General features: G+C 61.5%; 16 protein-coding genes. 9 read left to right on the forward strand and 7 right to left on the reverse strand.

What is annotated here, in order from left to right; translation table 11 throughout:
- Nucleotides 1–4: 4 nt before the first annotated feature.
- The 4 genes from ACWTU9_RS30020 to ACWTU9_RS30035 are packed head-to-tail and all read right to left on the reverse strand — an operon-like array spanning nt 5 to nt 2759.
- Entirely contained in the window at nt 5–625 is a 621-nt protein-coding gene (locus ACWTU9_RS30020) for a SctK family type III secretion system sorting platform protein (protein ID WP_455861476.1), read from the reverse strand.
- The gene (gene sctJ / locus ACWTU9_RS30025; protein ID WP_455861477.1) at nt 622–1443 is read right to left on the reverse strand and encodes a type III secretion system inner membrane ring lipoprotein SctJ; all 822 of its coding nucleotides are present in this window, start codon (nt 1441–1443) and stop codon (nt 622–624) included. The genes ACWTU9_RS30020 and sctJ overlap by 4 nt, the downstream gene beginning before the upstream one ends.
- Before the next feature lie 16 nt (nt 1444–1459).
- Entirely contained in the window at nt 1460–2092 is a 633-nt protein-coding gene (locus ACWTU9_RS30030; RefSeq protein WP_455861478.1) for a hypothetical protein, read from the reverse strand.
- A gap of 19 nt (nt 2093–2111) precedes the next feature.
- A complete protein-coding gene (locus ACWTU9_RS30035; protein WP_455861479.1) occupies nt 2112–2759 on the reverse strand; it encodes a type III secretion protein in 648 nt (215 codons plus the stop codon).
- 162 nt (nt 2760–2921) lie between these two features.
- Here ACWTU9_RS30035 and ACWTU9_RS30040 point away from each other — a divergent pair, with 162 nt between their 5' ends.
- Both ACWTU9_RS30040 and ACWTU9_RS30045 read left to right on the forward strand, forming a co-directional pair.
- Complete coding sequence (locus ACWTU9_RS30040) at nt 2922–3716, forward strand: L,D-transpeptidase (protein ID WP_455861480.1); 795 nt, start codon at nt 2922–2924, stop codon at nt 3714–3716.
- A 3-nt stretch (nt 3717–3719) separates the two neighbouring features.
- On the forward strand, nt 3720–4652 hold the full coding sequence (locus ACWTU9_RS30045; RefSeq protein ID WP_455861481.1) for a LysR family transcriptional regulator: 933 nt from the start codon (nt 3720–3722) through the stop codon (nt 4650–4652).
- Between the two features lie 84 nt (nt 4653–4736).
- Here ACWTU9_RS30045 and ACWTU9_RS30050 read toward each other — a convergent pair whose 3' ends face one another.
- Together ACWTU9_RS30050 and ACWTU9_RS30055 are read right to left on the reverse strand one after the other, a co-directional pair.
- Nucleotides 4737–15068, reverse strand: coding sequence for a LysM peptidoglycan-binding domain-containing protein (locus ACWTU9_RS30050; RefSeq protein ID WP_455861482.1), 10332 nt, complete (start codon nt 15066–15068; stop codon nt 4737–4739).
- A 76-nt stretch (nt 15069–15144) separates the two neighbouring features.
- Complete coding sequence (locus tag ACWTU9_RS30055; protein WP_455861483.1) at nt 15145–16005, reverse strand: MurR/RpiR family transcriptional regulator; 861 nt, start codon at nt 16003–16005, stop codon at nt 15145–15147.
- A gap of 211 nt (nt 16006–16216) precedes the next feature.
- Between ACWTU9_RS30055 and ACWTU9_RS30060 the strand changes: the two genes are divergently transcribed.
- The 7 genes from ACWTU9_RS30060 (at nt 16217) to ACWTU9_RS30090 (ending at nt 21907) form a co-directional block, all read left to right on the forward strand.
- Complete coding sequence (locus tag ACWTU9_RS30060) at nt 16217–16402, forward strand: hypothetical protein (RefSeq protein WP_455861484.1); 186 nt, start codon at nt 16217–16219, stop codon at nt 16400–16402.
- A 118-nt stretch (nt 16403–16520) separates the two neighbouring features.
- Nucleotides 16521–17519 (forward strand): SctD/MshK family protein, encoded by a 999-nt coding sequence (locus tag ACWTU9_RS30065; protein WP_455861485.1) that lies wholly within the window; start codon nt 16521–16523, stop codon nt 17517–17519.
- Nucleotides 17516–17956 carry a hypothetical protein gene (locus tag ACWTU9_RS30070; protein WP_455861486.1) on the forward strand — a complete coding sequence of 147 codons (441 nt, stop codon included), beginning with the start codon at nt 17516–17518 and terminating at the stop codon, nt 17954–17956. Before ACWTU9_RS30065 ends, ACWTU9_RS30070 begins: the two co-directional genes overlap by 4 nt.
- Before the next feature lie 17 nt (nt 17957–17973).
- Nucleotides 17974–18282 (forward strand): hypothetical protein, encoded by a 309-nt coding sequence (locus ACWTU9_RS30075; protein WP_455861487.1) that lies wholly within the window; start codon nt 17974–17976, stop codon nt 18280–18282.
- A complete protein-coding gene (sctV, locus tag ACWTU9_RS30080) occupies nt 18283–20451 on the forward strand; it encodes a type III secretion system export apparatus subunit SctV (protein ID WP_455861488.1) in 2169 nt (722 codons plus the stop codon).
- A 57-nt stretch (nt 20452–20508) separates the two neighbouring features.
- Nucleotides 20509–20886 carry a pilus assembly protein N-terminal domain-containing protein gene (locus ACWTU9_RS30085; protein ID WP_455861489.1) on the forward strand — a complete coding sequence of 126 codons (378 nt, stop codon included), beginning with the start codon at nt 20509–20511 and terminating at the stop codon, nt 20884–20886.
- Nucleotides 20870–21907: an EscU/YscU/HrcU family type III secretion system export apparatus switch protein gene (locus ACWTU9_RS30090; protein WP_455861490.1), complete on the forward strand. Its 1038-nt coding sequence runs from the start codon at nt 20870–20872 to the stop codon at nt 21905–21907. Before ACWTU9_RS30085 ends, ACWTU9_RS30090 begins: the two co-directional genes overlap by 17 nt.
- A gap of 345 nt (nt 21908–22252) precedes the next feature.
- On the opposite strand, the gene ACWTU9_RS30095 is transcribed toward ACWTU9_RS30090, so the two are convergent.
- Entirely contained in the window at nt 22253–23971 is a 1719-nt protein-coding gene (locus tag ACWTU9_RS30095) for an adenylate/guanylate cyclase domain-containing protein (protein ID WP_455861491.1), read from the reverse strand.
- Nucleotides 23972–23985 lie beyond the last annotated feature (14 nt).

The raw sequence follows: 23985 nt of genomic DNA on the forward strand, positions 1-23985 counted from the left end.
GCGTCTAGCTCATCGCTCGTCGAACAATCGCGGGACCGGTCTCGGCAAAGGGTTCGGCTGCCGTCTGATCGACAAGCGCGTGCGGCACCAGCTTGAGGCGTACCCGCATGCTCGTCTCGCCAGGCATCGCCTGACACCAGGCGCCAAGGCAACTCAGGCCGTCGGCATAGACACGGGCGTAAATATCCTCCAGGGGCTCCAACTGCTGCATCGGACCGGTCAGATCGCGGTTGGCCACCGCGAAAGCGCAGAGATCCGCGCCAAGCGCAGCCTGCCACGCGGCCGCTTCGCGTCCAACAATGACAGCGGCCAGACTGCCGGCCCAGTAGATCGCGCCGGCGCGAAGCGCAAGTTCCTCCAGCTCCTCGCCAGAGGACAAGGCGATCGCTCGATCGACCTCGTCGCCCGGCTCTTCGACTGCTGAAGAGAGCCCGTAACGCTCGATCAGAAGCTCAGACAATCGTTCATTCAGACGTCGCGACTGCAGCATGCGCACGCAGGCGGCCTCACCGATCGTGCCGTCAAAGCATTCCGCGAGCCTGGCTGCATCCACATAGGATGCGAGGTTGGACACGAATGCCTGCCATTCCAGGCTGGCCGGTTGCTTCGAGCCGATCTGGGTCATGTCTTCTTCACAGGCATTGCCGAAGCCTCGAGCGCATAGACACCGGACTGTCGGTACCACTGCACGTAGGCCAGGCGGGCAGCCAACGCGAGTATGGCCGCCGCCATGCCGTAGAACAGCCACATCGCGGCGACGATGCTGTCCGGATGCAGCCAGAGGCCGAGGAACGTCGTGAGTTCCGCCTCGCCGGTTCCCTGCTCAGGGGCCGCCGCCGCTACCGGAATGAGGGTGACGGACACATTGTCATAGGTCAGTCCGGCTATACCCTTGGCCACCAGCATCTTGACCTGTGGGATCAGCTCATTCATCGGAACCGATGCGCGATGCCGAATGAAGACGGAGGCGGATGACGGCACCAGTTGCTGTCTCAGCGGATCGTTTTCGGGCAAGACGAGATGAACACGCGCGGAAAGCACGCCGTCTATATCCGAGATCGTCTGCGACAGTTCCTGGCTCAGGCCATAGATCATCGCCGCCCGCTCTTCCACCGGCGAGGACACAAGCCCACCTCTCTTGAACACGTCGCCCAGCGTCTGGAATTCCTGTTTGGGCAATCCGCTTTCATCCAGAATCGCCATTGCTTCGGCGAACCGGTTTTTCTGCACGGAAACCGTCAGTTTCCCATCTTTTGCGGTCTCGCGTTGGGCCGGAATCCCATGGCGCATCAACGTGGCCACGATCTCGTTGGCTTGCCGCTGGTTGAGGTTGGAATAGAGCTCCTCCGAACACGCCTGCAACGCAAGCATGCCGATGACAATCAACGCCACGCGGCATCGATTAAATAGCGTTGACCGCTGCGGCAGGGATGGCGTGGGCACGAACACTCCGTAGCGCTTACTGTTGTTTGATCAGCGTGCTGGTGGACGACGTGACGGCGGTCACGCTGCTCGTTACCACCTCCAGATTGGCGGCTGCCCACATCACCGAAATGGATCGTTCGAGGAGTTGCGCGGCATTTTTTTCCGGGGAATTTTCGCCTTCCTTGCCTGACGGGGCCGCCTTGCCGGCGGCGTCCTGCACCGTGGCCGCATCAGCGTTCACAGGGGCGTTCGCCCGACCAAGGGCCTTCTGGACCTGTTGCATGGTTCCTTCCAACGACTGAACGGCGGAGCCGAATAGTGCCGACGGATCCGTGAGCGCCCCGCCCCCTGTCTTCTCGGCCTCGGCCAGATAGTCGAAGAGCTGGCGTTCGACGATCGGCTCTGTCCTTTCCGGTTTTGAGGATTGTCCAGCCATTGCCGGATTGGCTCCGGACGATGCCTGTGCCACCTGCTGACCTGCCCGTGTGGCGACATCACCGCGCTCAGGCGTGTTGACCTTCGCGGCGTCGTGCTTTTCCTGCTTGGCTCCGACCATCCGGTTGCCAGGCTGCGCCGCCGCGCCGGCGGTGATCTGCTGTTGCGAGCTTATGCTGGTGGTCAAGTTTGCAAGCGTAGCTTCCAGAGCTCCAATCGGCGCGATTTGCATGGACCTGCCCTCCTGTTTCCTAGTTCTTCGTGGCGGAGGGGACATCATACGCCTCCACCTGCCTTCCGCGGAAAACGCGGACCGAAACAACCTTGCCCGGCTCCGGCTTCGTGCCCGTTGCCGCGGGAACTCCGAGCGATTTCCTGACCAGTTCGATGTAGGAGGGTGGCCCCGATACCGAGACGACATCGTCTTGCTTGGAAACCTTTACCGGAAACCTCGGATCGATGACGCCCAGCCGCGAAAGCCGATCTTCCGCACCGGCAGCCGTGTTTGCATCAAGCGGGATCATTTCCGTCTGGATTTCGGCTTCGGTTGCCACGTTCATGACAATGCCGTCGAAATGCCAGACCAGCCCGTATCGATTGCAGATCTCTTCCAGAAACTCGCGGGCCGTTCCCACCGGCATGCCGGCGCTGAGGCGTCCCTTTACAAGCTTGCTGACACGCATGGGCACCCGCATGTTGCGGCCAAGCTCGACCAGCGCGTCTGTCACCGACTGGTCGACCGTGATGTATTTGTAAGGACCGGGGGGCCAGCGCGGTTCGGCAGCGTGTGCGTGCTGCGAGCCAAGGCCAAGCGCCAAGGCCATGGCAAGGCCGCAGGCGGCAAAAGCAGCCCTGGCTCCCGACAACCGATCCGCATGGCAAATACCGCGTCCCGTCAACTTTGGTCCTATTGCAAGCGACTCACGAGTGGTGACCCGCGTCGCTCGCTTCATGGTTGCCCGCCGGTTTTCACTCTATCGCTCACACTGGAGAAATGGAAGTCCAATTGGACTACGTATTAACTTCCCGTGCCAAATGTTGCGAACCACCCGCAACGCGATATGGTGCGCGCTGGAATCAATCACCGGTTCGTGATCGCCGGTTCGATGCTTCGCGGAAGGGGATCGGTCTCGGTGGCGCCAAACAAGATCTCGCTCCCGAAGCTCGATGCTCGCGCAAGCGTTTTTGGAGGCAGGATTCCGATCAGCCCGCGTATCATCCGGAGATTGGGGGCATCGCTTCAGCTCGCCGCCACGTTGATTGCCGCCATGGCGCCATCGCAGGCCCAATCGAACAGCGGTTATGACCCCAGAAGTTGGGCTTACGATCAGGCAAGAAATGTGTTGGTCTCCCCTTCCGGTCGCGACCGGACTTCGGGTGAAGAAATTCAGCCCGGGTGGTCGGCAATCCCCCGGGAGATCGTGACTTTCACCGAAGCTCAACCGAAGGGATCGATCGTGATCGACACCACCGAGCGGCGCCTGTACTACATCCTGGGAGACGGCAAGGCGCTGCGATATGCGGTGGGCGTCGGCAAGGAAGGGCTGGAGGGGTCCGGCCGTGACACGATTTCGAGCAAGAAAGACTGGCCAGATTGGCGGCCGCCCGCCGAAATGCGATCCAGGGAAGCATCAAAGGGCCGCCTGCTGCCCGCGCGCGTCGCGGGAGGGCCGAACAACCCATTGGGCGCCCGCGCGTTGTATATCGCAAACACGCTTTATCGCGTCCATGGCACCAATCAGCCATGGACCGTCGGACAGGCCAATTCGTCCGGCTGCATCCGCATGACCAATAAGGACGTTATCGACCCATATGACCGAGTAAAGATCGGCGCTCAGATTATTGTCCGGCATTGAATCGTGATCCCTTTCAACATCAAGCAGCTCGAAACCTTTCTCCTGGTGGCGACTTTCGGGAGCTTTCGAAAGGCGGCGGAACGCCTGAACACGACGCAGCCGGCGGTCTCCACGCGAATTGCCGGCCTGGAAGAAGCGCTGGGTGCCAGGCTGTTCGAGCGGCAGAGCGGCACCGTCAGGCTGACCGCCGAGGGACAACGGCTGCTGCCACCTGCTCAACGGGTCCTGCGCGTCGCGGAACGGCTGCAGTTGGCGGCCAACTCTCTTTCGGAGACGGCGGGGGTGCTTCGGCTCGGGGTTGCCGAATCCATCGTGCACACCTGGCTTCCGGATTTTCTGAGGGAACTGCAAGCGAACTATCCGCTTGTCGATACCGATATTGTCGTCGATGCGACGACCACCCTGCGCAATGAACTCATGTCCCATCGGCTCGATCTTGCAGTGCTCATGGGTCCTATACTGGAATACAGCATCGAGAATATCGAGCTGCCATCCTTTCCCCTGGTCTGGGTCTGCTCGCCGCAATTGAAATTGCCCAATCGACGCAAGCTGACGCTGAAGGACCTGATGCAGTTTCCAATCATCAGCTATGCGCGCAGCACGAGACCCTACAGCGAGCTTTACCGCAAGCTCACTGGCGAGTTGGAAGAGACGCCGCGCATCTTTCCGGCTAATTCCCTTGCCGCCTCCATCAAGATGACGCTCAACGGTATCGGCATAGCCACTCTGCCCGAGGAAGTCGTCCAAGAGTATACCGCAAGCGGCAAACTGCGCATCGTCGACTGCGAATGGCACCCATCCGACCTGCGGTTTACCGCCTCCTACTCTTCTGAACCATCCAATCCGATAGCGGAGCGGGCGGCGAGGCTGGCCGCCTGTGTTGCAAACGCCTATGCCGCGAGAACCGGCCAAGGCCCGCAAGCCGCCGGACGCTAGACGCTCCGCGCCTGGCATCAAAACAAGTTCTGCATTTTCATCAGACGCTGAACCGCTGCGCTCCAGGATTCGGTCGTTCCTTTCTCAGCCGATCGACGTGGCAGGCAGGTAGATGCGGTCGCCCGAGAAGATCATATCCGGGCTCAGGATATGATCCATGTTGAGCACCACGGTCTGCGCCACATCCGCTGAATGGCTTTTGGCGATCAGGCGAATAGAGTCACCGTTCTTGACCTCGACCCATTGATAGCCGTCCTTCTCCAGCGTTGGATTCGTGCGGCCCTCGGAATTGCTGCTGCCCTCGGGATGGACCTCGACATAGTCGCCGGAAACCCAGCCGCTGTGCATTTCGCCGTCCGGTCCGAAACCCTCGACGGGTATCCAGGCTTCTCCTGACGGATCGGTCGACGGCTTCGCGGTCTGTTCGACGAACGTGCCGGGTTGCAGGACCGTCGCCACCGTCGAAGTCCCGTCAGGATGGGTCCGCAAATTCAGGCCGTCATCCCCCTCCACGACGAGCTGCGGGAAGTCCTGCGGCGGGGTTTGCGTCTCACCTGGAACATCCGAGGGATCCTCGGGTTGCTTGGACGACGCATCGCCATCGGGTTTTTTCGGACCGGGTGGAGGGGCCGTTTTCGGATCCCAAGGCTCCGTGAGAAGGGAGTCGAGCGAGAAGAGAAGCATTCCGACGCCGAAAGTGATGCCCAGAGTCCACCGATCCCACGCACTCCATCTTTTGTCGGACTTTGCCGCCGCCGCGATATCGTCATCGGTTCGCGGCACCGAACGGCGATTCATCCGGTCCGTTCTGATGGCTGACGCCCAGAACTCCGCGCAGCCGAACGTGAACAGGGTGCCGGCGACCGTGGCGATCGGCGCCGGCCAGGAGTGCAGCGTATAGATCGCGCAACCAAGCACATAGCCGGGTCCGGCCAGATGTTCGGCCAAGTTTCGGATCACCGGTCTGCCCGTGAACGACTGCAGCATCGACTTCGTGCCATAGACGACGTTGCCGAGCGAGAACGTGCTGTTGACGACAAGATCCTTGCCCTGGATCATCCCGGTCGCGGCACCTGGCGCCGCCGCAATGAATGTGGCTCCGCCGAGCGCGTTGAGGAATCGCCCGAACGGCTTGTGACCTGCGGTTGCGTTGGGGAAGATTGCCTGCGTGCCGAAAACGACGCCTCGCACGCCAAACGCCACCGCTCCGGCAGTGGCGCTCCATGTTGGGGGCAACGAACTCCACAACATGTAGGAGGTGGTCGACATGCCGCCAAAGGTGGCGAGTGCCTGAGCGTTTTCGCGCATCCTGGCATGGCTGAGCGCCAGATCGACGCTGGTGGCCTGATCCGGCGTCATCGCTTTTTTATGAGTCGCCCGAAAGGTCGTCAGTTGCAGCACGGAGAGTGCGTTCGTCTGATCCCCACTCATCCACTCGAACTGCTCAGGCGTGAACTTGCGGAACTGGCCGGGGCCTATTTCCTCGAACTGTTTTGGTGTCACCGCTTCGATCTGCGGCTGGGTCAGGGCTTCTATGTGGTGGACCGTGAAGGCACCCCATTGATCGCGGGTCAGCACCGGGATCTGCTTCTCGGTCAGCCACGGCACCTGCTCGGGATCGAGCTTCGCCACGTCCAGGGAGCCGATCATGGTTTCAGGGATCGCCTGAACCTGGCGCTCGGTGAAGTTTTTCAGCAATCCAGCTTTGCCGAGATCCTTGAACTGCTCAGACGTGAACTTCGCGACCTGGCCAGGCTTGAACCACGCAACCTGGCGCGCTTCCAAATTCGACACGTCAACGAGTTCGACCATGTCGCCTTTTATCGCCTGCAGCTGTGGTTTCGTCAGGTGCGGGGTCAAACCGGCTTTGCCGAGGTCTCGGAACTGCTGGTCGGTCACATTCCGGATGTGGCCCTCGGCCAGCCAAGGGATCTGTTTCGCCTCGAGGCCCGCGATGTTGACATAGCCTATCTTTGCCTTGGGGATACCGCGCAGTTGGCCCTTGGTCAGAGAGGGCAGCAAGCCGGCCCGATCCATGTCGCCGAACTGCTGTTCCGTCAGCTCGGCCACCTGCTCGCGCTTAAGCCATGGAATCTGGTTCGGCTGGAAATCGCCCATGACGAGATCCGGCACCTGGTCAAGCGGGGTAGCTCTGACGCCATCTCGGGTGAGCGCGTGGCCACCGGAACCGCCTCGTATCCATGGCAGTACGACGGCTTCGCCGGTGTCGGGATCGTGCACCAGTATGTGCGTCTTGTCCGCCAGTTCCGGAGCATCGGCCGGCGCGCGGGGTCCCTCGGAAGGCGGCACATAGACCTGCTCTGGCCCCCTCGGCTCTGTTCCCAGCACCGCCGCGATGATCCCCTTGCCGTTCTCGTCCTCGAGCCGCAGGGTCCGGCCCGGACCGGTTTTGGTCGTCGCAGATTGGAGCTGCGATGTTGCCGAGGCCGGTTTGTTGTGTCCCAAGATGTTGCCGATGATCCCCGCATCGTCGAGCGCCCGCTGCAATTCCGCGGAAGGCGGCGCATCGAGGAAGACCCAGCGCGGCTGATAGCCGGGGTTTTCGTTGCGCAGCGCCACATCCTTGTTGATCTGCTCCTGCAGTTTCGGCGTCAGCGGAACCTCGCGCATCTGGGCAACACCGTTGATCGTCGTCCAGCGGTGGTAGGTCTTCACCTCGATCGCCTCGATTTCGTCCTGGCTCTTGAACACAGGTGAATCCACATATCGCCCACCTTCGCCAACGACAGGATGGGGACCATCCGGATTGGCCGCGACCGGGAAATGCGCTTCTCCAAGCGACCCATTGAGTTCGCGCGTATAGACCTCGCCGGCTTTCCACTTCTCAGGCTGCCGCATGTTGCGGACCTGCTGCAGCGAATAGGTGGTTGGCGGCGCCGCCTCGATTGCCTTCCTGGCTGGCGTTGCCGCCGGCGGCACGGTTTCGCCCTGCGGCTCTCCCTGACTGCCCGGCACATGGTCCTCGGAGGCACCGCGCACCCACGGCAGGACGTATGCTTCTCCGGTCTCCGGATCGCGGAACAGAATATGCGACTTGTGCATCAACTCCGGTTCGTCGCCGCGCGCTGGGGGCCCGTCGGCGGGTGGCACATAAACCTGCTCCGGGCTCCTCGGCTCGGTGCCCAGCATTGTGGCGATGATCATCCTGCCGCTCTCGTCCTGAAGCTGCAGGGTTCTTGGCGCGCCGGCTTCGGCTGCCGCGCCGGTCTCGGCGGAAGCTGGTTGCCCAGCCAACGCCGCATTGGCGACGCCGGCGGCCCCGTCCTGCCTCGGCGCCGGGTTGGCTGCCGGGGGCACCGGCCGTCGAAACGCCAGAGGCCTGGCTGAAGGCGAAGGAACAACCCCATGCTCACGATACCAGCGCGCAAGCGGTTGCTGCTGGTCGCCTGGTGCCAGATAGACAAATTCCGGCGGAGGCATCTCGGATGGTTTTGCCTGTGTCTTGAGGAAGTCACGGACGGCGCTCATCGCGCCAGGTGGAATGAAAGCTTCATCCTCAAGTGACAGCAACGTGGATTGGCGGAACGCCTCAATATCGGCCTTCTGACTGGGTGTGGCGGTAGTTTCGATTTCATCCAGCCATTTTGCGAACGACGCCTGGCCGCCTCTCGGAAATGCGAGCCCTCCCCCCCTGTCAGCACGCTGGTCGAGTTCATGCAGCCAGCGTGGAACCGCTATTTCCACAGGCAGTTTATCGTCGAAGGCAAATTCACGTCGAACGAAGTCGGCCTTCGCGACGATCGGGGCGACCTCAGGCAAATTCGTTCGGTAAAAGAACCTGATTTCGCCCGTGAACGCCAATGGCAATTGGAGGAACGGGACCGAGGGCACGCGCAACTTGAGGGCCGGGCTCCGCACCGCGAGCGTGAGGTCAACTGTCGCCGCGACAGCCTGACGCTTGCCGAAAAGGTTGACATAGATCGGACCACCCGAGCGAACATAATGATTGTAGGGCGCAGGCAATTTACGCAGCAGAATGCGATCGGGACTTGGCAGGAATTTGTGGAATGCCTCGTTGACGATGACCTCGAGCCGGCTTGCGCCGGCATCCCACACGCGTCGACTTCTTCCCGTGAGATCGACAATTGTCTCTCCCAGTGCCAATCCGGGAACAGCAGATTGCCGCATCCCGCTTTGTGAGCCAGGAATGAACAATATCGATTTCTGGGCATCGATTTCTCCCGACGCCACCAGTTCTCGGATCGTGCTCATGTCGGGATTGTCGGCAAGAGCCTCCGCCGCATGTTTGTCGTTCACGACGAACTGGGCCCTCAGTCGGAGGCGATCAAGTACTCCCTTGTTTGCGTCGACGAATTCCGAGTTGACGATCGTTCCCTTGGGCAATGTTGCGTTCATCGCCACTTCGTAGCGCTTCTCGACGCTTAGCAAACTCGTCAGATAATACTTGTCTTCCAGGTAAACCTTCCGATAGGGAACGTCGCCGTCGAACTCTAAGAATTCTGTCTTGCCGTCCGCTGTTTGACGCAAGAAGTCGCTTTCCCCGTCGTTCAAAATTGCCGACTTTGAGCGAAGGGCCAGGCTGAATGTGAGCTCCACGGCCCAACCCTTGTTCCCCGCCGGACCGGCAAGACGGGCAGAACGCGGCATGACCGTGAAGACAGAGTCCGAGGCTTCGCCGAACAGCCTTTGATGTGCTGCGTCGAGAAGATCCTGCCCTTTGAATTGAAAGGCCGTCTGGCGCTGAACTTTGAGGCCGAGTTGTGCGAGCGTGATATTGCGATGCTCGTTGGGGCGAATGGAGATCCCCAGTTCTTTGCCGAAAGTGTAGCGCGCCGGTTCGAGCGACCGGTATTTGACGCTGTCCGCAAATGACTGCCCAAGGGCACGATAATTGGTGCGTGTCCCGAAGCCCACCATGTATGACCGCCAGGTCGGCGATCCTAGTTGGAGTGCCTCAGGCATACCCGGGATCGAATGGAGAGCAAGATTTATAGGATCGGAATTGACCCGGACTCGTCCCAGCGCGGATATCCTGAAATCTCCCCAGCTCTTGTGTTTGGCCGGCTTGACGCCCGCCGGTGGGTTGGCGCCAGGAGCTGCGCTTTCGTTCACTGTCCTCCGCAGCGTTTCTGGAATGCCATCGGGACCATAGCGTTCGGCCAACTCATGGCTGGAATAGTAGCTTTTCTCCTGCTCGTAACGGGTCACGAGCTGTTCGGTGGTCAAGCCGTCGAGATAGGCCGAGGGTGTCTTCGGATCCTTGCCACTGGTGTAGACATACCCGCTCGTGTCGCGTTCGGGCGCGCCGGTGAAGCTGCGCGTCTCCGGGTCCCATACGAGATGCACGGGACCGTCCGTCCCGGTCGGCGTTTTCGACACGATGATGGGATCGCCGCCAGCGGGATTTGGGCTTCGCTCGGCCGAGCCATCTGGATCGTGGCCCGGCAGCATCGTCGGGTCATCGCCTCCGGTGGCGTCCGGGGCTGGCTCATGCAAGACGATCGGCCGCGACGGCTGGCCGTCCCCTGAGGGATCATTCTTGTCGCCCGTGAGTGGCGGCAGGTTCTGACTCTCTGACTCGCCGGCCGGCAGCGCGCGCTGGCCGGTTGGATTGCCCGCGTCCGGCGCGTTGCGGAAACCTTCCCAGGCAGCGAAACCGGGCTCCTGCTGGCCGCTCGTTTCGCCGAGCACCTCGCCGTCGATGACGATCTCATTCGGATCCGGCATGACCTGCTCGCCGGTGGGCCTGTAGACACCGTCCGGGCCCATCTCATAGACGGCCCGCGGTCGCGGCCCCGAATCCGGTCCGCCCGGCGGTGGAAAGCCCGACGCGGGAGCCCCGTCGCTGCCCCGAGGGCCGGCCGCTCCAGGCATATTGTAGAGCAGCGAGCGGCCGCCCAGGCCGGTGCCGACCGCGCCGGTACCGATGCCCATGATGGCGTTCGCAAGTTCGGCAAATGACATTTCGCCGCCATGGTTGGCCAGATCCTCCGCCGATCTGGCAAGCACCGGAACACCCGTGACAACGCCCCCGGCATCAAGGCCCCACGCAGCGGTAGTCAGCTTGCTGCCGCTTTGCAGATAGCTCGCTGCCTGTTCGGCATAAGAGGATTGCGTTACGTTTACGCGGAGTTTGCCAATGCCCCAACTAGCATCGCTCATGCGCGCCATTCCGAATCCGCCTGCGAGAGCCTCGGAGGTGGACAAGCCGGCCCTTGCCAGGCCAAACGTGCGCAGGGCACCGGCTCCTACGGGCAGGAACGCAGTCACGCCGGTCGCGATGTTCCAGGCCGACTGACTATCGAAGTCGCCGCCCTGAAGGAGGTGCTCACCTTCCTTGTACAGAGTCTTGCCGCCAAGAGCCGCGCCGGAGGTGATCGCGATAGGGATGGCCCATTGACCGCCTGGAACGAACGAGACGATGGTGGCGGTGCCGGCCACGATGCCAAGACCGATGTCGGTGGCCTTGTCCCAGAAATCCACCTTGCGTGCGTCGGCGACCTCCACCTCGTCGAGCGAGAACCCATCGGCGCCGAGTTTCATGTCGCCGCCCTTGGCCAGGATCAGCTTGCCGTTCTCGCTGAAGATGCGGTTCTCATGCTGGAATTCGTCGAAGCTGCCGTAGTATTTGCCGGAGCTGTCGACGTAGCCGATTTCTTTTCCATCGTTCTTGATCGCGAATAGTGCGGTCGACGATTCCACCCCGCCATCAAGCGCGAAGATCGGCACGACCTTGACCTCTGCGTTTTCGCCGGCACGGTCGGTGATCTCATCTGTAACCTTTGTGACCCCGTCGCTCGATTCATCGAGACCGAGTGTGCGGGCAACCGTCCCCCTGAGTTCCCCAGGCTTGTATTGCTTATATTCGCCGGTGACCCCGTTGTCGTACAACTGCTTGAGCTGGACCTGGTAGCCGGCGAGCGCCTGATCCCTGTGTTCCTCAAAGTACGTGTTTTTGAGCCGCGCCTCATGCTCCTCGTTGCCATATGTCAGAAGCTTGGAGTTGCTTGCATAGAAACCGTACCAATCGCGCGCCGCCACCATCGCTGGGCGGACATCCTTTTCCCATGTCTCCAATTGGGTCTTTTCGGTTTCTGCCAGACCCCTGTCGATTTCCGCGGCCGCTACTTCGGGATGCACCCATAGCCACTGGCCATTCATCTCGATCCGGACCGACTTGCCACTGGCACCGATTGCGCCCGCTCCTTCCTTCTCGTAGGCATTGGCAACCTCGGGTGCGACCCAGAGGTCGCGGCCGTTCACCGTGATCTTGACCGGCTTCTCGCCTGGCTGAAGCGTGCCGGCGGGCGCGTCGACGGTTCCCCCGCCGTGCTCGGTGATCGCCTTGTCGCGAGCCGTCGTCGCGTCGACGAGCTTGGTTTTCGCGTCTTTCAGCTGTGCGTCAAAACGATCGACCTGCACGCCGACGATCTTGGACTTGGCGGCCGCCAGCGCCGATTGCGAACCTGTTCCATAGGGCGTGCAGACCCGCGCCGAAGTCGAGCTCTGCGTCGACGCCAGCAACTCCTGCCATTGCTTGTTGAGCGGATCGTTGCGGAAATCGTCCCTGATCTTCTTGTCGTTAAGATCGTATGTGAGCGCATATTTCAGGACCGGCGTGTCATTGCCGTGTTCATCGGTGAAAACATCATTCTCATAGGTGTTTACGAGATAGAGCTGTCCATTTTCCTCGATCACTTCCTGCGATTTCAGTTTGCCGGTGAAGTCGCCCGCGCCGTTCGTGTAGCCGTCCCAATCAAAATGGTGCGGATTTCTTTGCATCGCTCGCGCGACCAAGGCCTGCTTGATCGGCTCGACATCCACGGCAAGGTCGGCCGCATTTTTTTGCGCAACTCCAAATTCCTCATACGCCTCAGCCAGGGTCACCTGGCTGGCTGCCCCCTCCTGCAGCCCTTTAAGGCCCTCGAGCCGACCGCTGATTTCGGTATACTCGGGGCTTCCGGGTTTGGCCTCGGCAAGCTTCAGCTCTGTGGCACCGACCATCTGGTCGATCGTGGCCTTATTGCCTCGCGCGGTATGCAGCGCGGCGTTGATCAAGAGCTGCGTGACCCCGGCGTGCTCAGCTTTGCCCTGCAGGTTGATTTCCTCGCGGGTGGGCCCGCCGGGAGTCCCCACGGCCGGCTTGCTCGGATCGCTGAGCACCGGCAGCGTTGCCTGCTTATCAATAGCATCGAGAAGGCTCTTCTCGCCCGCTTCGTACTCAGCCCTGGCAGTGGTGGCACTTTGAAGCACGTTGTTGGCGGTGGTCAGTCGCTTTTGCGCATCGGCCAGCGTGCCTTTCGGCTCCGGGGCCTGCCATTGCAGTCCATAAGGCGCCAAGGCCTCGTCGAGCGTCGTCTCGGCACTCTTCATGGCTCCCTTATATTCGGGATCCAGCGCATAGACGTCGAGCTGGGCCCCGCTCTGCTCAGGCTTTGCCTGTGCTTCGCCGAGACGCGCTATCACAGCGTTCTCGGCGGCGATCGCCTTGGCAACTTGCGGATCGAACCATTGCCAGCTCCCGTCGACCATCAGCGGCACCCATTTGCCGCCTGACGGAGCCGTAGCCGACGGCGGATCGCCGAACGGGCCAACCGATGTGGCGGTGCCGTCGAGATTCGGCGTGGCAGGCTTGCCGCCACCATATTGCTTGATCGCATCCTTTACTGCTTGCTGCTTCTCTGTGACTTCTTGGGCAAGCTCGGGACTTGCCCCGCCGAGCACCCCTTCCAGGGTCGTCTTGAGAACCGTGTCGGTCTTGGCCTGTTCGGGATCCTTGCTCTGCGGATTGATTGCCAGCAGCAGTTCGGCCAACGCCTGCTGCGCCGTGCCTGCCTCGATCTTCAGGTCACTCCCGGTGGTGGTGTTGTGCAGCGTCATGCTGCCATCGGGCCTGGTGGTCAGCGTATAGCCGTTGAAGGTGACCTCCACGGTCGTGCGCGTACCGTTGTCGATGGTGATTTTTTCGCCCGTATGGATGGTGTCCGGGTCGCGAGACGAGCTGAAAAGCTCCGGGTTCGTCTTTCTAAGATCCTTCAGTGTCAAGCCATATTGCTGCGCAATCCGAGTCAGGTTGTCGCCGGGCTTGACCTCGTACTCGACGGCCTTGCCGCCATTGATCTTCTCGGTGGTGGTGGTCGTCACCCGGCCGTCCTTGTCGGTGACGATCTTGGTCTCGGTCCCTGTTTTCGGATCGACGATGGTGGTCGTGGCCTCGCCCGTTTTGGTGTTGCGTACACTGCTGCGGGTCCCGCCGTTGCCATCGACGGATTGCGAGGTTTCCTTGCCATCGGCCGTGGTTACGACGGTGCGTTCGTCATGCTGATAGTCGTGAGAGTAGACGGTCTTGTCGCCGCTGTGCGGGTCGACGACTTCGACCGACTGCACGTCGCCATTGCCGCTTGCCGCTGCCTGCGTCTTGATCTGATAGCCCGCAGCCTGCAATTCGGCGATCACCTGCTGGCTTGTGAGGCCATGTTCCTGCGCGATCTGGTCGATGCTTTTCCCGTCGGCAAGATCTTTCTTGATGTTCTGCGTGCTTGTGCCGCCTGGATCCTGAGCGGGCGCCAGGATGGTCTTTTTGCCATCAGGACCGGAGACGGTGGTCACGGGAAGTGACGGTCCGCGGCCCGGCGTCACCGTTTCCACCGAAGTTTGATTGGGCAGCGACGTTCGCTCGGTGACGGTACCCGTGCCGAGGTCGTCTTCATACCGCGTCGTGATGGCGCCGGTGTCGGGATTGTAGCTGCTGGTCTCCTTGCGGCCGAGCCCGTCGCGAACCGGGGTGGTGGTCGCGGTGCCGTTGGGCTGCTGCACGCTCGTATAGTAGCTGTCGTGTTGATAGTCGTAATATTGCGTGACGGTGCGGCCATTGGCATCCGTGATTTTCGTCGTCAGCACGTCGCCATTGCCGCTCGGATCGGCGGTCGATACGGCCATGCCGCCAGACCTGAGCGCGGCAATGACCTGGTCGCGCGTCATGTTGCGGGAAGAGGCGATCTGGTCGATGCTCTTGCCGCCGGTGACGTCGTTGACGATGGTGCGGGCAGTCGTCGCTTCCGCGGCGTTGTCTTCGGGCTTGTCTCCCTCAAGTTTCACCGGCGTCAGCGTGGGTGCTGCGAGATCCGTCCGCACATAGACCGCCGGCGTTACCGTCGTGCCGTTGCCAGATGTGCCCGTGTTGGCGTTCGCAGCCGGCGCTGCCGGAGCAGTGACCGGCGGCGGCTGAAGGGAGCTCAGTTGCGTGTTGACCTGCGCCAGTTCCTGGCGGGCCTGCGCCGCCCAGTCACGCTCGCCCATCCTGTTGGCGAGCCTGATCTGCTCCCGGAGCTTCGCCGCCTGCGCCTCCAGCCGCGCTATCTGCTCGGCGTTTGCCGTGGCATTGACCTTTTGCGGCTGGACGGGCGGCTTGTTGAGCGTTATCGGGCGAACCATCTGGACGACCTCCGGAAATCACTGTTGCCGGCAGCTTGGCCGCCGGCACGCCCACCCGATCGCACCCTTTCGGATGTTATCGAGGGGGCTTCCAATAAATGCCGAAAGCGGCAAGCTGCTCTTCCGACTGTTTTACTCGTTCTGCGACATCCTTTTCGGACCGCACTGCCGTCAGTGCCGCCAGAAGTTCGACGGCGGCGAACGCCGGCGCCATGCTTCGGAAGAACGACTGCGAATTCGACGTGACGATGATTGTCTCCCGCGCGATCCGCGTCAGCGGAGACACGCTGCTGTCGGTGATTGCCACCACGCCAACACCCTGCCGAGCCGCCTGGCGCGCCACGTCGATGGTCGTGCGTTCATAAGGCGACATGCCCACAGCCAGCAGCACATCGCCACGTCCCGCGTGCTGGAGAGCGTCCAGGCCCTGTCCGGCCATCTCGCCGACAAGCGTTACCTTGCGGTCACCGCCAGCCAGAAACGACATGACGTGAACGAAGTGGCTCGCGACCGGAGAGGCGGAGCGTGAACCGAGACCGAAAAGATCGCGTGATCTTGCAAGCAGGTCGGCGGCGGCGATGAACTGCATGGCATTGCCGTATTCGCCAAGACTTGAAATCTGGGCCGCGAGCGTGTCGGCAACGACGCCGACGGTAGAGTATCCAGGGGCGCCATGCTGCCTGATATCCTGGCGCGCCGGCTCACCAGCGACCGTCTCACGCAACGCGCGCGCATAAAGGCTGCGCATATCCTCGTAGCCTTCAAGGCCAAGCCATCGCGCCAGCCGCATCATCGTGCTGTGCGAAACGCCGGCCTGGTGCGCCTGCTCGCGCATCGACATCAGCGCGACATCCTTGGGATGATCCAGCACGAAACGCGCGGCCACCCGTAGCTGCGGCGGCATATTCTCGAACCGTTCGACCAACAACTCGGCCAAAGGACCTTTTTCCATTCTGACATACCCCATTCACCCGGCGCGGAGATTACTCCTTGAGCGCCCGCGACGCAACAGTTGGAACCTTTATGGCTCAAATATTCCAAATGGACTTTCATTTTCGATCATGCTGTCTTAAGCTTCCTTCGCAACGTGCCGGATCGCAGCGTTGCGAGTCCGCAGTTTGCAACTTGAATAGTCCCTCAAGGAGACAATGATGGCACCTACCCCTCCCATTACGTCCGGCACTGCAGGGTCGCCGGAACAGAACCTGGACAAGATGATCAAGCACCAGGAGCGCATGTTTGGCCTGGAGATCACGAAAGAGATCGCGAAATCCCAACATGACATGCTGATGAGCACTGCGAAGACCCTCGGTCAGTCGGCTGAGAAGGCCTGAGGTAAGGATTCTCGCACCCATACGCCGCCGCAGCAACCGGCGGCGTACTTGCGCGGCAGAATCTTTGAACGCCGTCGTCGCTGTATTTGAGATCGTCATCGGCGGGAGATGAAGTGGCATGACCGATAGTCCTATCGGCAGATATCTGGATGCGGCGCCAGCGCGCCTCCTGTCAATTATTGCCCCCTCCCCGGCGACCGGACATTCCATTGCGCTCAGCGTAACCCAGGGATTTCACGCCGGCGCCGAACTCAGCCTGGTCGAGCCGCTATATACGATCGGCTCCAGCACGGAGTCGGACATCGTCCTCAGGGATGGCGGCATCGCACCGATCCACGCGAGGCTGCGGCGGAGCGGTAGCCAGTTTGAAGTCGAAGCCGTCGGCGGTGATGTCACACTGGCCACCGGCGAGACCATCCGTGAGGGACATGGCAGCCGCTGCAGGCTGCCGCTGACCATAAGTGTCGGTGACGCCCGTATTCGGCTGGTCAGTCCGGAACGCCCACCGAACAGGTGGTCCGTTACCAATCGCCCTCTCCTGGTTGCGGGCAGCGTTCTCATCGCGGTATTCGCTGTTTCCGTTGCCGCGAACGGGTTCTCTTTCGCTCAGCCCGACATAGGCGAGCAGGTATCTTCTCCGGACGTCAAACCGATCAGAATGGCCTTTGCCGGTGAGGCGGGGCAAGAAGTGCTGGACGATTCATCACCGGCACGGATACAGGGCGCCGCCGAGGCGGAAAGCCAGCTCAAGCTGCGTCTCGAGCAATCCGGCATGAGCACATTGACGGTTCAGCAATCACCCGGACGCCTCGTGGTCTCGGGAATGATCCCTAATGAAAAGAGCGGCGTCTGGACGGAAACACAATCCTGGTTCGATGAGGCGTTCGGCGCCCATATTACCCTCGTCTCCAACGTCATGATCGGCAACGCGGAGCAGGTTCCGCGCCTGACGCTGCAGGCAATCTGGTATGGCGAGCGGCCATACGTCATCGCAGCCGACGGCGCACGCTACCACGAAGGTGCATTCACGAATGACGGCTGGACCATAAAGCACATCGGCGAGACGGAACTCCTCCTGACCAAGGGCGGCGCCACGGTCGCGCTGAAATATCCGTGAACCGCCGGCTTGAAGGGCCGCGGTTCGACACGGCAAGGGTGGATAGTGCCGGCCGCGAGGTACGGCAGGCGGAAGGTGTGCGCGGCCAGGCAATCAACCGGCGGCGGATGAATGGCGTCGACAAAGCCGCAAACCGTGCTCAGGGCACGAAGTCGGCGGCTGGTGCGGAAAAGCCGGAAGCCGCGGAATTCCAGTCCTCTCTAGGCCCGGCCGAGCAATCGCTTGACGAGATACTCATCAACTTCGTCATGCCCAGCATTCCCGAGCCAGCCATCCTGCGTCGCTCCGTACCCATTCTCCAGCATTTTGTAACGCACCTGGTCCCCGACCTTGAGGGCGGCGAGCAGCTCAAGACGCTCGCCAGAACGCTGATGGAGGATGAGATCGAGCGTCATCGCGATCTGCTTGGTCGCATGCAGGAAGGAATCGAAATCTGACCGACCCGCATGACACCGTGCACCTGCTGCATGTCCTGGGCTATCTCTACGGATGTCACGGGCAGGCAAAACGGGGCGCGGCGTACATGCTTATCGCTGCACAGCTCGCGCCGGGAAATGCCGGTGTCCTCCGGACATTGGCGCACCTGCTCATACTTGATGGCGAGGCCGAAAAGGCGCTTGCCACCATCGCCAGGCTGGAGACCTTGGAAGGAATGGGCCACCCGGCGCTTGCATTGCTGAAGAGCCGCGCCTTGCTCGTGGCCGGGCGCAAGACCGAGGCGCGCAGTGCCTTGCTGAGCTTCCTGTCGCAACGAGGTGTTTGAATGACCATGTCGGAGCGACTTCTCCAATTCCTCGCCAGGCTTTCACGCCGCAGCGACCTGGTCATTGCCGTCCTGATGCTCGTCGCAGTGGTGATGATGCTCATTCCATTGCCGACGTTTCTCGTCGACATTCTCATCACCGCGAATATCGCCATCAGCGTGCTTATCCTGCTGGCCTCGTTTTATGTTTCCCATCCGCTGCAGTTCTCATCGCTGCCGTCGGTCATCCTCATCGCCACCTTGTTCCGGCTGGCGATCACGATCACCACCACGCGACTGATCCTGCTCCAGGCCGACGCTGGCGACATCATTACCGCCTTCGGAGCCTTCGTCGTCGGCGGCAGCATTGCGGTGGGCCTCGTCATCTTCCTGATCATCACCGTCGCACAGTTCATCGTGGTGGCGCGGGGCGCCGAACGCGTCGCCGAGGTGGCCGCGCGCTTCACGCTCGATGCGTTGCCGGGCAAGCAGATGAGCATCGATGCCGAGTTGCGAAACGGCGACATCGATCAGGCGGAGGCACGCCGCCTGCGCCAGCAGCTGGAGCGCGAGAGCCAGCTGTTCGGCGCGATGGATGGCGCCATGAAGTTCGTCAAGGGCGACGTCATCGCCGGAATCGTGATCATCCTGGTCAACCTTGTCGGTGGTTTCGCGGTCGGAACGCTGCAGCACGGCATGTCGCTGGGGGACGCGGCCGCGACCTACTCGCTGCTCACCGTGGGCGATGGGCTGGTCGCGCAGATACCGGCACTGCTCGTCGCCGTGGCCGCCGGCACGATGGTGACGCGCGTCGGCAGCGCGGACGGCACCGGCGATCTTGGCCGGCAAATAACCAGCCAGCTCCTGCGGGACTCCCGCGCGCTCGCACTCGCCGCGGTGATCATGGTCGGCCTTGCCCTGGTGCCAGGCTTCCCTTTCATCGTGTTCCTGATCCTTGGCGCCTCTTTCGGAGCGGGCGCCTATGCAATCAATCGCCGTACCGCCCAGGAATCCGAGCCTCAAGCCACCGGCCAGATCGCCGGGCACGAAAAACCAGGGAATTCCGCGTCGCTTTCGGCCATTGCCACCGGAACGCTGCCTTCTTCCTACCGCGTCGTCGTACGCTTCGGAACCGAACTCGGACAGTCGATTCCGGAACCCGAATTTACCACGCTCGCCGACGGCGTTCGGCGCGAACTCTTCGGCGATCTCGGTGTCGACGTTCCGGCGATCGGCATACAGGTCGATGAGATGCTTTCACCACGAAGCCTCCGCGTCGATCTGGAGGGTGCGCCCATCCTGGATGCGGAAATTCCCGCCGACCGTGTTCTTGTCGAAGCGGACGCAACGCATCTCGATCTGCTCGAGGTAACTTATGAGAAAGGTGCTTCGATTGCAGGCCAGCGCAAATTCGTGTGGGTCGATGACAGCCACGTCCCGACGCTGAAAGGAGCCGGCTTCGCCTTCTGCACTGCCGCGGAAACAGCGGCCAAATGGACCGAAAATGCACTGCGGCTTTATGCCGGCCATTTCGTCGGAATCCAGGAGACACGCCGGCTCCTGTCGGACATGGAGCCGGATTATGCGGATCTCGTCAGACAGGCACAGGAGATCGTGTCGCTGCAGAAGATCGCTGAAGTGCTCCGCCGGCTTGTCGGCGAAAACGTGCCGATCCGCAATCTGCGGCTGATCCTCGAAGCATTGATCGAATGGGGCCAACGCGAACAGGACGTCGTCCTGCTGACGGAATATGTCCGCACATCCCTGAAACGCCAGATCAGCTTCCGCTCCGCCGGTCGCAACAACATCATCGCAGCCTATGTCCTGCAGCGGTCGGCCGAGGATATCCTGCGAAACGCGGTGCAAAGCACTTCGACCGGCACATTCCTGAATCTTTCCGACGATGACGCGCAGGCCCTGGTGACCGAGATCGAGCGAGCCCTGTCGCAGAACTCGACAGATGTATCGCCGGTGGTCCTCGCCGCGATAGATGTACGGCGTCATATGCGCAGCCTGCTCATGCACAATGCCATCGAGCTTCCGGTTCTGTCCTTCCAGGAACTGGCGCAGGAATTCAATGTCCAGCCGTTGGCCACGATCGCCGGGCGCTCCGGCAGGGCTGGCGCTCGCAACGTCTCCCAGTCGCTGCCATCGGCCCAGGCGAAAGCCGGGCAAGAGGCAGCCTCATGATGCCAACCGGACGGATGGTGACAGTTGGGGAACCCACATGCTCAGGAGGGGAACGGCATGACAATCCACGATACCGCAGCAGGCGTTCGGTCCGCCGCTTTCGCCGGGTGGACGCGCTGGCTGGCTATCGCTACGGTTGGCTTCCTGCTGGCGTTTCTGCTTCCACTGGTCGATGCGACAGCACAGAACGCATCGCCATTGCCGAGCAAGCCAACGCTCGACCTGCCGGTCGGGCAAGGACGTTTGTTGCGGTTCAATGATCCGGTCGAATCCGTCCTGATTGCGGACACCACCATCGCGGACCTCCAGATCGTATCGCCGAGCATAGATAACGACTGGCAAGAATACGACATGCTGCCGCATATCCACCTCTCCGTATTCAAGCCCGCCCCACCTGACAGTGCGGTAAGATTGCAACATGGCCGAAGAAGCTGAGGAAAAGAGATTACCGGCGTCCGACAAGAAGCTTCGCGACGCCCGCCGCAAAGGCCAGGTTTCGCAGAGCCGCGACCTGGTCTCCGGCTTCACATTCCTCGCAGCGCTCGCGTATCTCTATTTTTCCTGGCCGATGCTCTTCAGGCGCTTTTCGGAACTCGTGCAGACCGTGACCTTGCCTGGCGACTCGTTCGGGGAGGTCAGCTTGCGGGCCATCCGCCATTCGTTCTCGTTGCTGATGCTTGCCACATTGCCGCTGGTCGGCATCGTTGTCGTTTTCACCGTGGCCTTCGGCATGCTGGGCACGTTCGGGCCAGTCTTCTCGTTTGAACAGCTCAAGCCGCAGTTCGATCACATAAACCCGGCGAAGGGACTTCAGAAAATCCTGTCGCTGCGCAATGTCATCGAGTTCACCAAGGGCCTGATCAAGGTGGTGTTGCTGGCAAGCCTGTTCGTATTCATCCTGGCCGCGTGGCTGCAGCCGCTCTTCGATGCGCCAGGCTGCGGTCCGTCATGCCTGGAGCCGATTATCAAGGCGGTGCTGACACCCCTTGGTGCTGCCGCGGCCCTGGCCTTTGTCGTTATCGGCTTGATCGATGTTCCCATTCAGCGTTGGCTGTTCCTTCGCGACATGCGCATGACGACAACCGAATACAAGCGCGAACACAAGGATCTCGAAGGAGATCCATTGATCCGCCATGAACAGCAGCGACAGCGGCGTGAAGCGGTGATGCAACCTGCGAAGCTGGGCGTGAGGAATGCGGTCATCGTCTTCGTGTCCGGTGACCGCGCGGTGGCTTTGCGTTACGTCAAAGGCGAAACGCCGGTGCCGACGGTTGTCGCCAAGGGTCAGGGCCGCGCTGCCGATGAGATAAGGGCTCAAGCGCGCCAAGCAGGTATTCCCATCGTCGAGGATGCGGCCGCCGAGGCGCTCTTCGAAAATGCGAACACCGGGTCCTATATCGGCCAGCAGGTGTTTTCGCCGGTCGTTCGCCATCTCGTCCGGCTCGGGTTGACCTGATGCAAGAATCCCTGCTGTCGTTCTTAAATATCGTTGCCGCGAGCGATCAATCGGGGACAAGATGGGCGAGCGGCGCGCCGTCCGTGGTAACGCCCTTCGCTGCACGGTTTGAGGAAGTCACTCGGGGTCTATCTCGCCGACGCGGAAGCATCCACCCGGCAGATGATGGACCACTTGCAATACGGGAGCCATCCACAGACGACATTGCAGGATCCATCACCAACGTCGTACGCGCGCGCCATCAACGGACATTGATCAATGGAACCCACGGGCATCGCCCTCGTGGCCAGAAGACGAGTCCAAGTCGTGACCAGAGCAAGCTGGCGATACAAAGCGATGCGCTTTTTAGTCAGGAAGGCCAGCCTTGCGGTAGCCTTCGACGAAGCGCTGGCGTAATTCCTCGTCGCCTAATGGCTGCGATGTTGCCCAGTGCGTGATGGTGAAATGGGGATTGCTCATCATGAAGAGTTCCGCCTCCTGACGGGCTTCTTCCAGGCGTCCGAGCTGCGCAAGGGCTGCGGCTAGCATGCGCCGCGACGTGCTGCGGTAGGTTTCCGGCATGCGCAAAGCCTCGACCGCCGATTGATAGTCGCCCAGCGCATAATAGGCCTGGCCTGCCATCCAATGGTACCACCCCGGCGGGTGCGGATTGAGCCGCAACGCCCGCTTCACGAATTCGACGCCCTTGACTGGGTCGCCCCTCAAGGTGATGAGATCCGAGCGGATCGCCCAGGCATCGGCATGATTGGGATCGAGCTTGAAGGTCGCCTCGAACTCGGCATCCGATTCCGCGAAACGCCGTTCGTGACCAAGTATGATGCCCAGAGCCCACCGGTTCCCGGCATCGTTAGGGTCGAGGGCCACGGCCCGCTGCGCTTCCGCGATCGAGCGAGGCCGGCAGGTTTCCTTCGGCTCGTTCCAGAACAGCCAGCCGAGCCACAGATTGAGTGCCAGCCAGCAATGTGCTTCGGCATAATCGGGATCGAGTCCGATCGCCTTTTCCAGGAGGATGCGCGCTTCCCGCGCGCCTAACCCGGTCTGAAAACTGACGCCGCGGGCCTGCACGCAGAGGTCATAGGCTTCGAGACTCGTCGGTCGCTTGCGCGCCGGCTGTCCAGCCAATCGGCCGACCAGGGCTTCGACGATCTTGGCCGTGACCTCGTCCTGCACTGCAAAGATATCCTCGAGGCTGCGGTCGTAGCGCTCGGCCCAGATATGATCGCCGCCGATCGCGTCGATCAGCTGTGCATTGACGCGCACGCGCCCTGCAGCGCGCCGGGCGCTGCCTTCAACCACATAGCGCACGCCAAGATCGCGCGCGGTCAAACGCACATCGACCGGCCGCCCCTTGTAAACAAAGGTGGAGTTGCGCGCGATGACGAACAGGCCGGCGGAGCGAGATAGGTCGGTGATCAGGTCTTCGGTCAAGCCGTCGACAAAGCTATCCTGCTCCGGATCGTTGCTCATGTTGGTGAAAGGCAAAACCGCGATCGAGGGCTTGTCGGGCAATTCCAGCGATGCCAGTCGGCCGACCGGAGCGGCCCTCCGAAGCTGCAGGTTCACGCGATAGCAGTATATCGGCTCGGCTATATTCTTCACCCGCTGCTCGCCCATTGGCTCGAACGCAAACGCCAACTTCTGCCTGACCTCCTTGGACACCTTCTCTGAAACGCAGATGCCACCGGGCTCTGCGAGTTGTTGGAGGCGCGACGCCACGTTCACGCCCTCGCCATAGCGATCGTCGTCTTCGACGATCACTTCTCCAAGGTTGATTCCAATCCGGACTTCGAAGCGCTGGTCTTCGGCGACGCTCGCGTTGCGCTCTGCCATGCCGCGCTGAAGCGTGACCGCGCATTCGACCGCATCTACGACGCTGCCGAACTCCGCCAGCAGGCCGTCTCCCATTAGCTTGAAGATCCGCCCATGTCGCGTCGCGATCTCCGGCTCGAACAGCTCTTTGCGGCCACGTTTCAGCCGGTCGAAGGTGCCAGCCTCATCCGCCTCCATGAGCGCCGAGTACCCGACGACATCGATGGCAAGGATGGCAGCGAGCTTCCGCTCCATGTTGAGCCTCAGTG

The sequence above is a fragment of the Mesorhizobium sp. 128a genome, assembly GCF_053848025.1.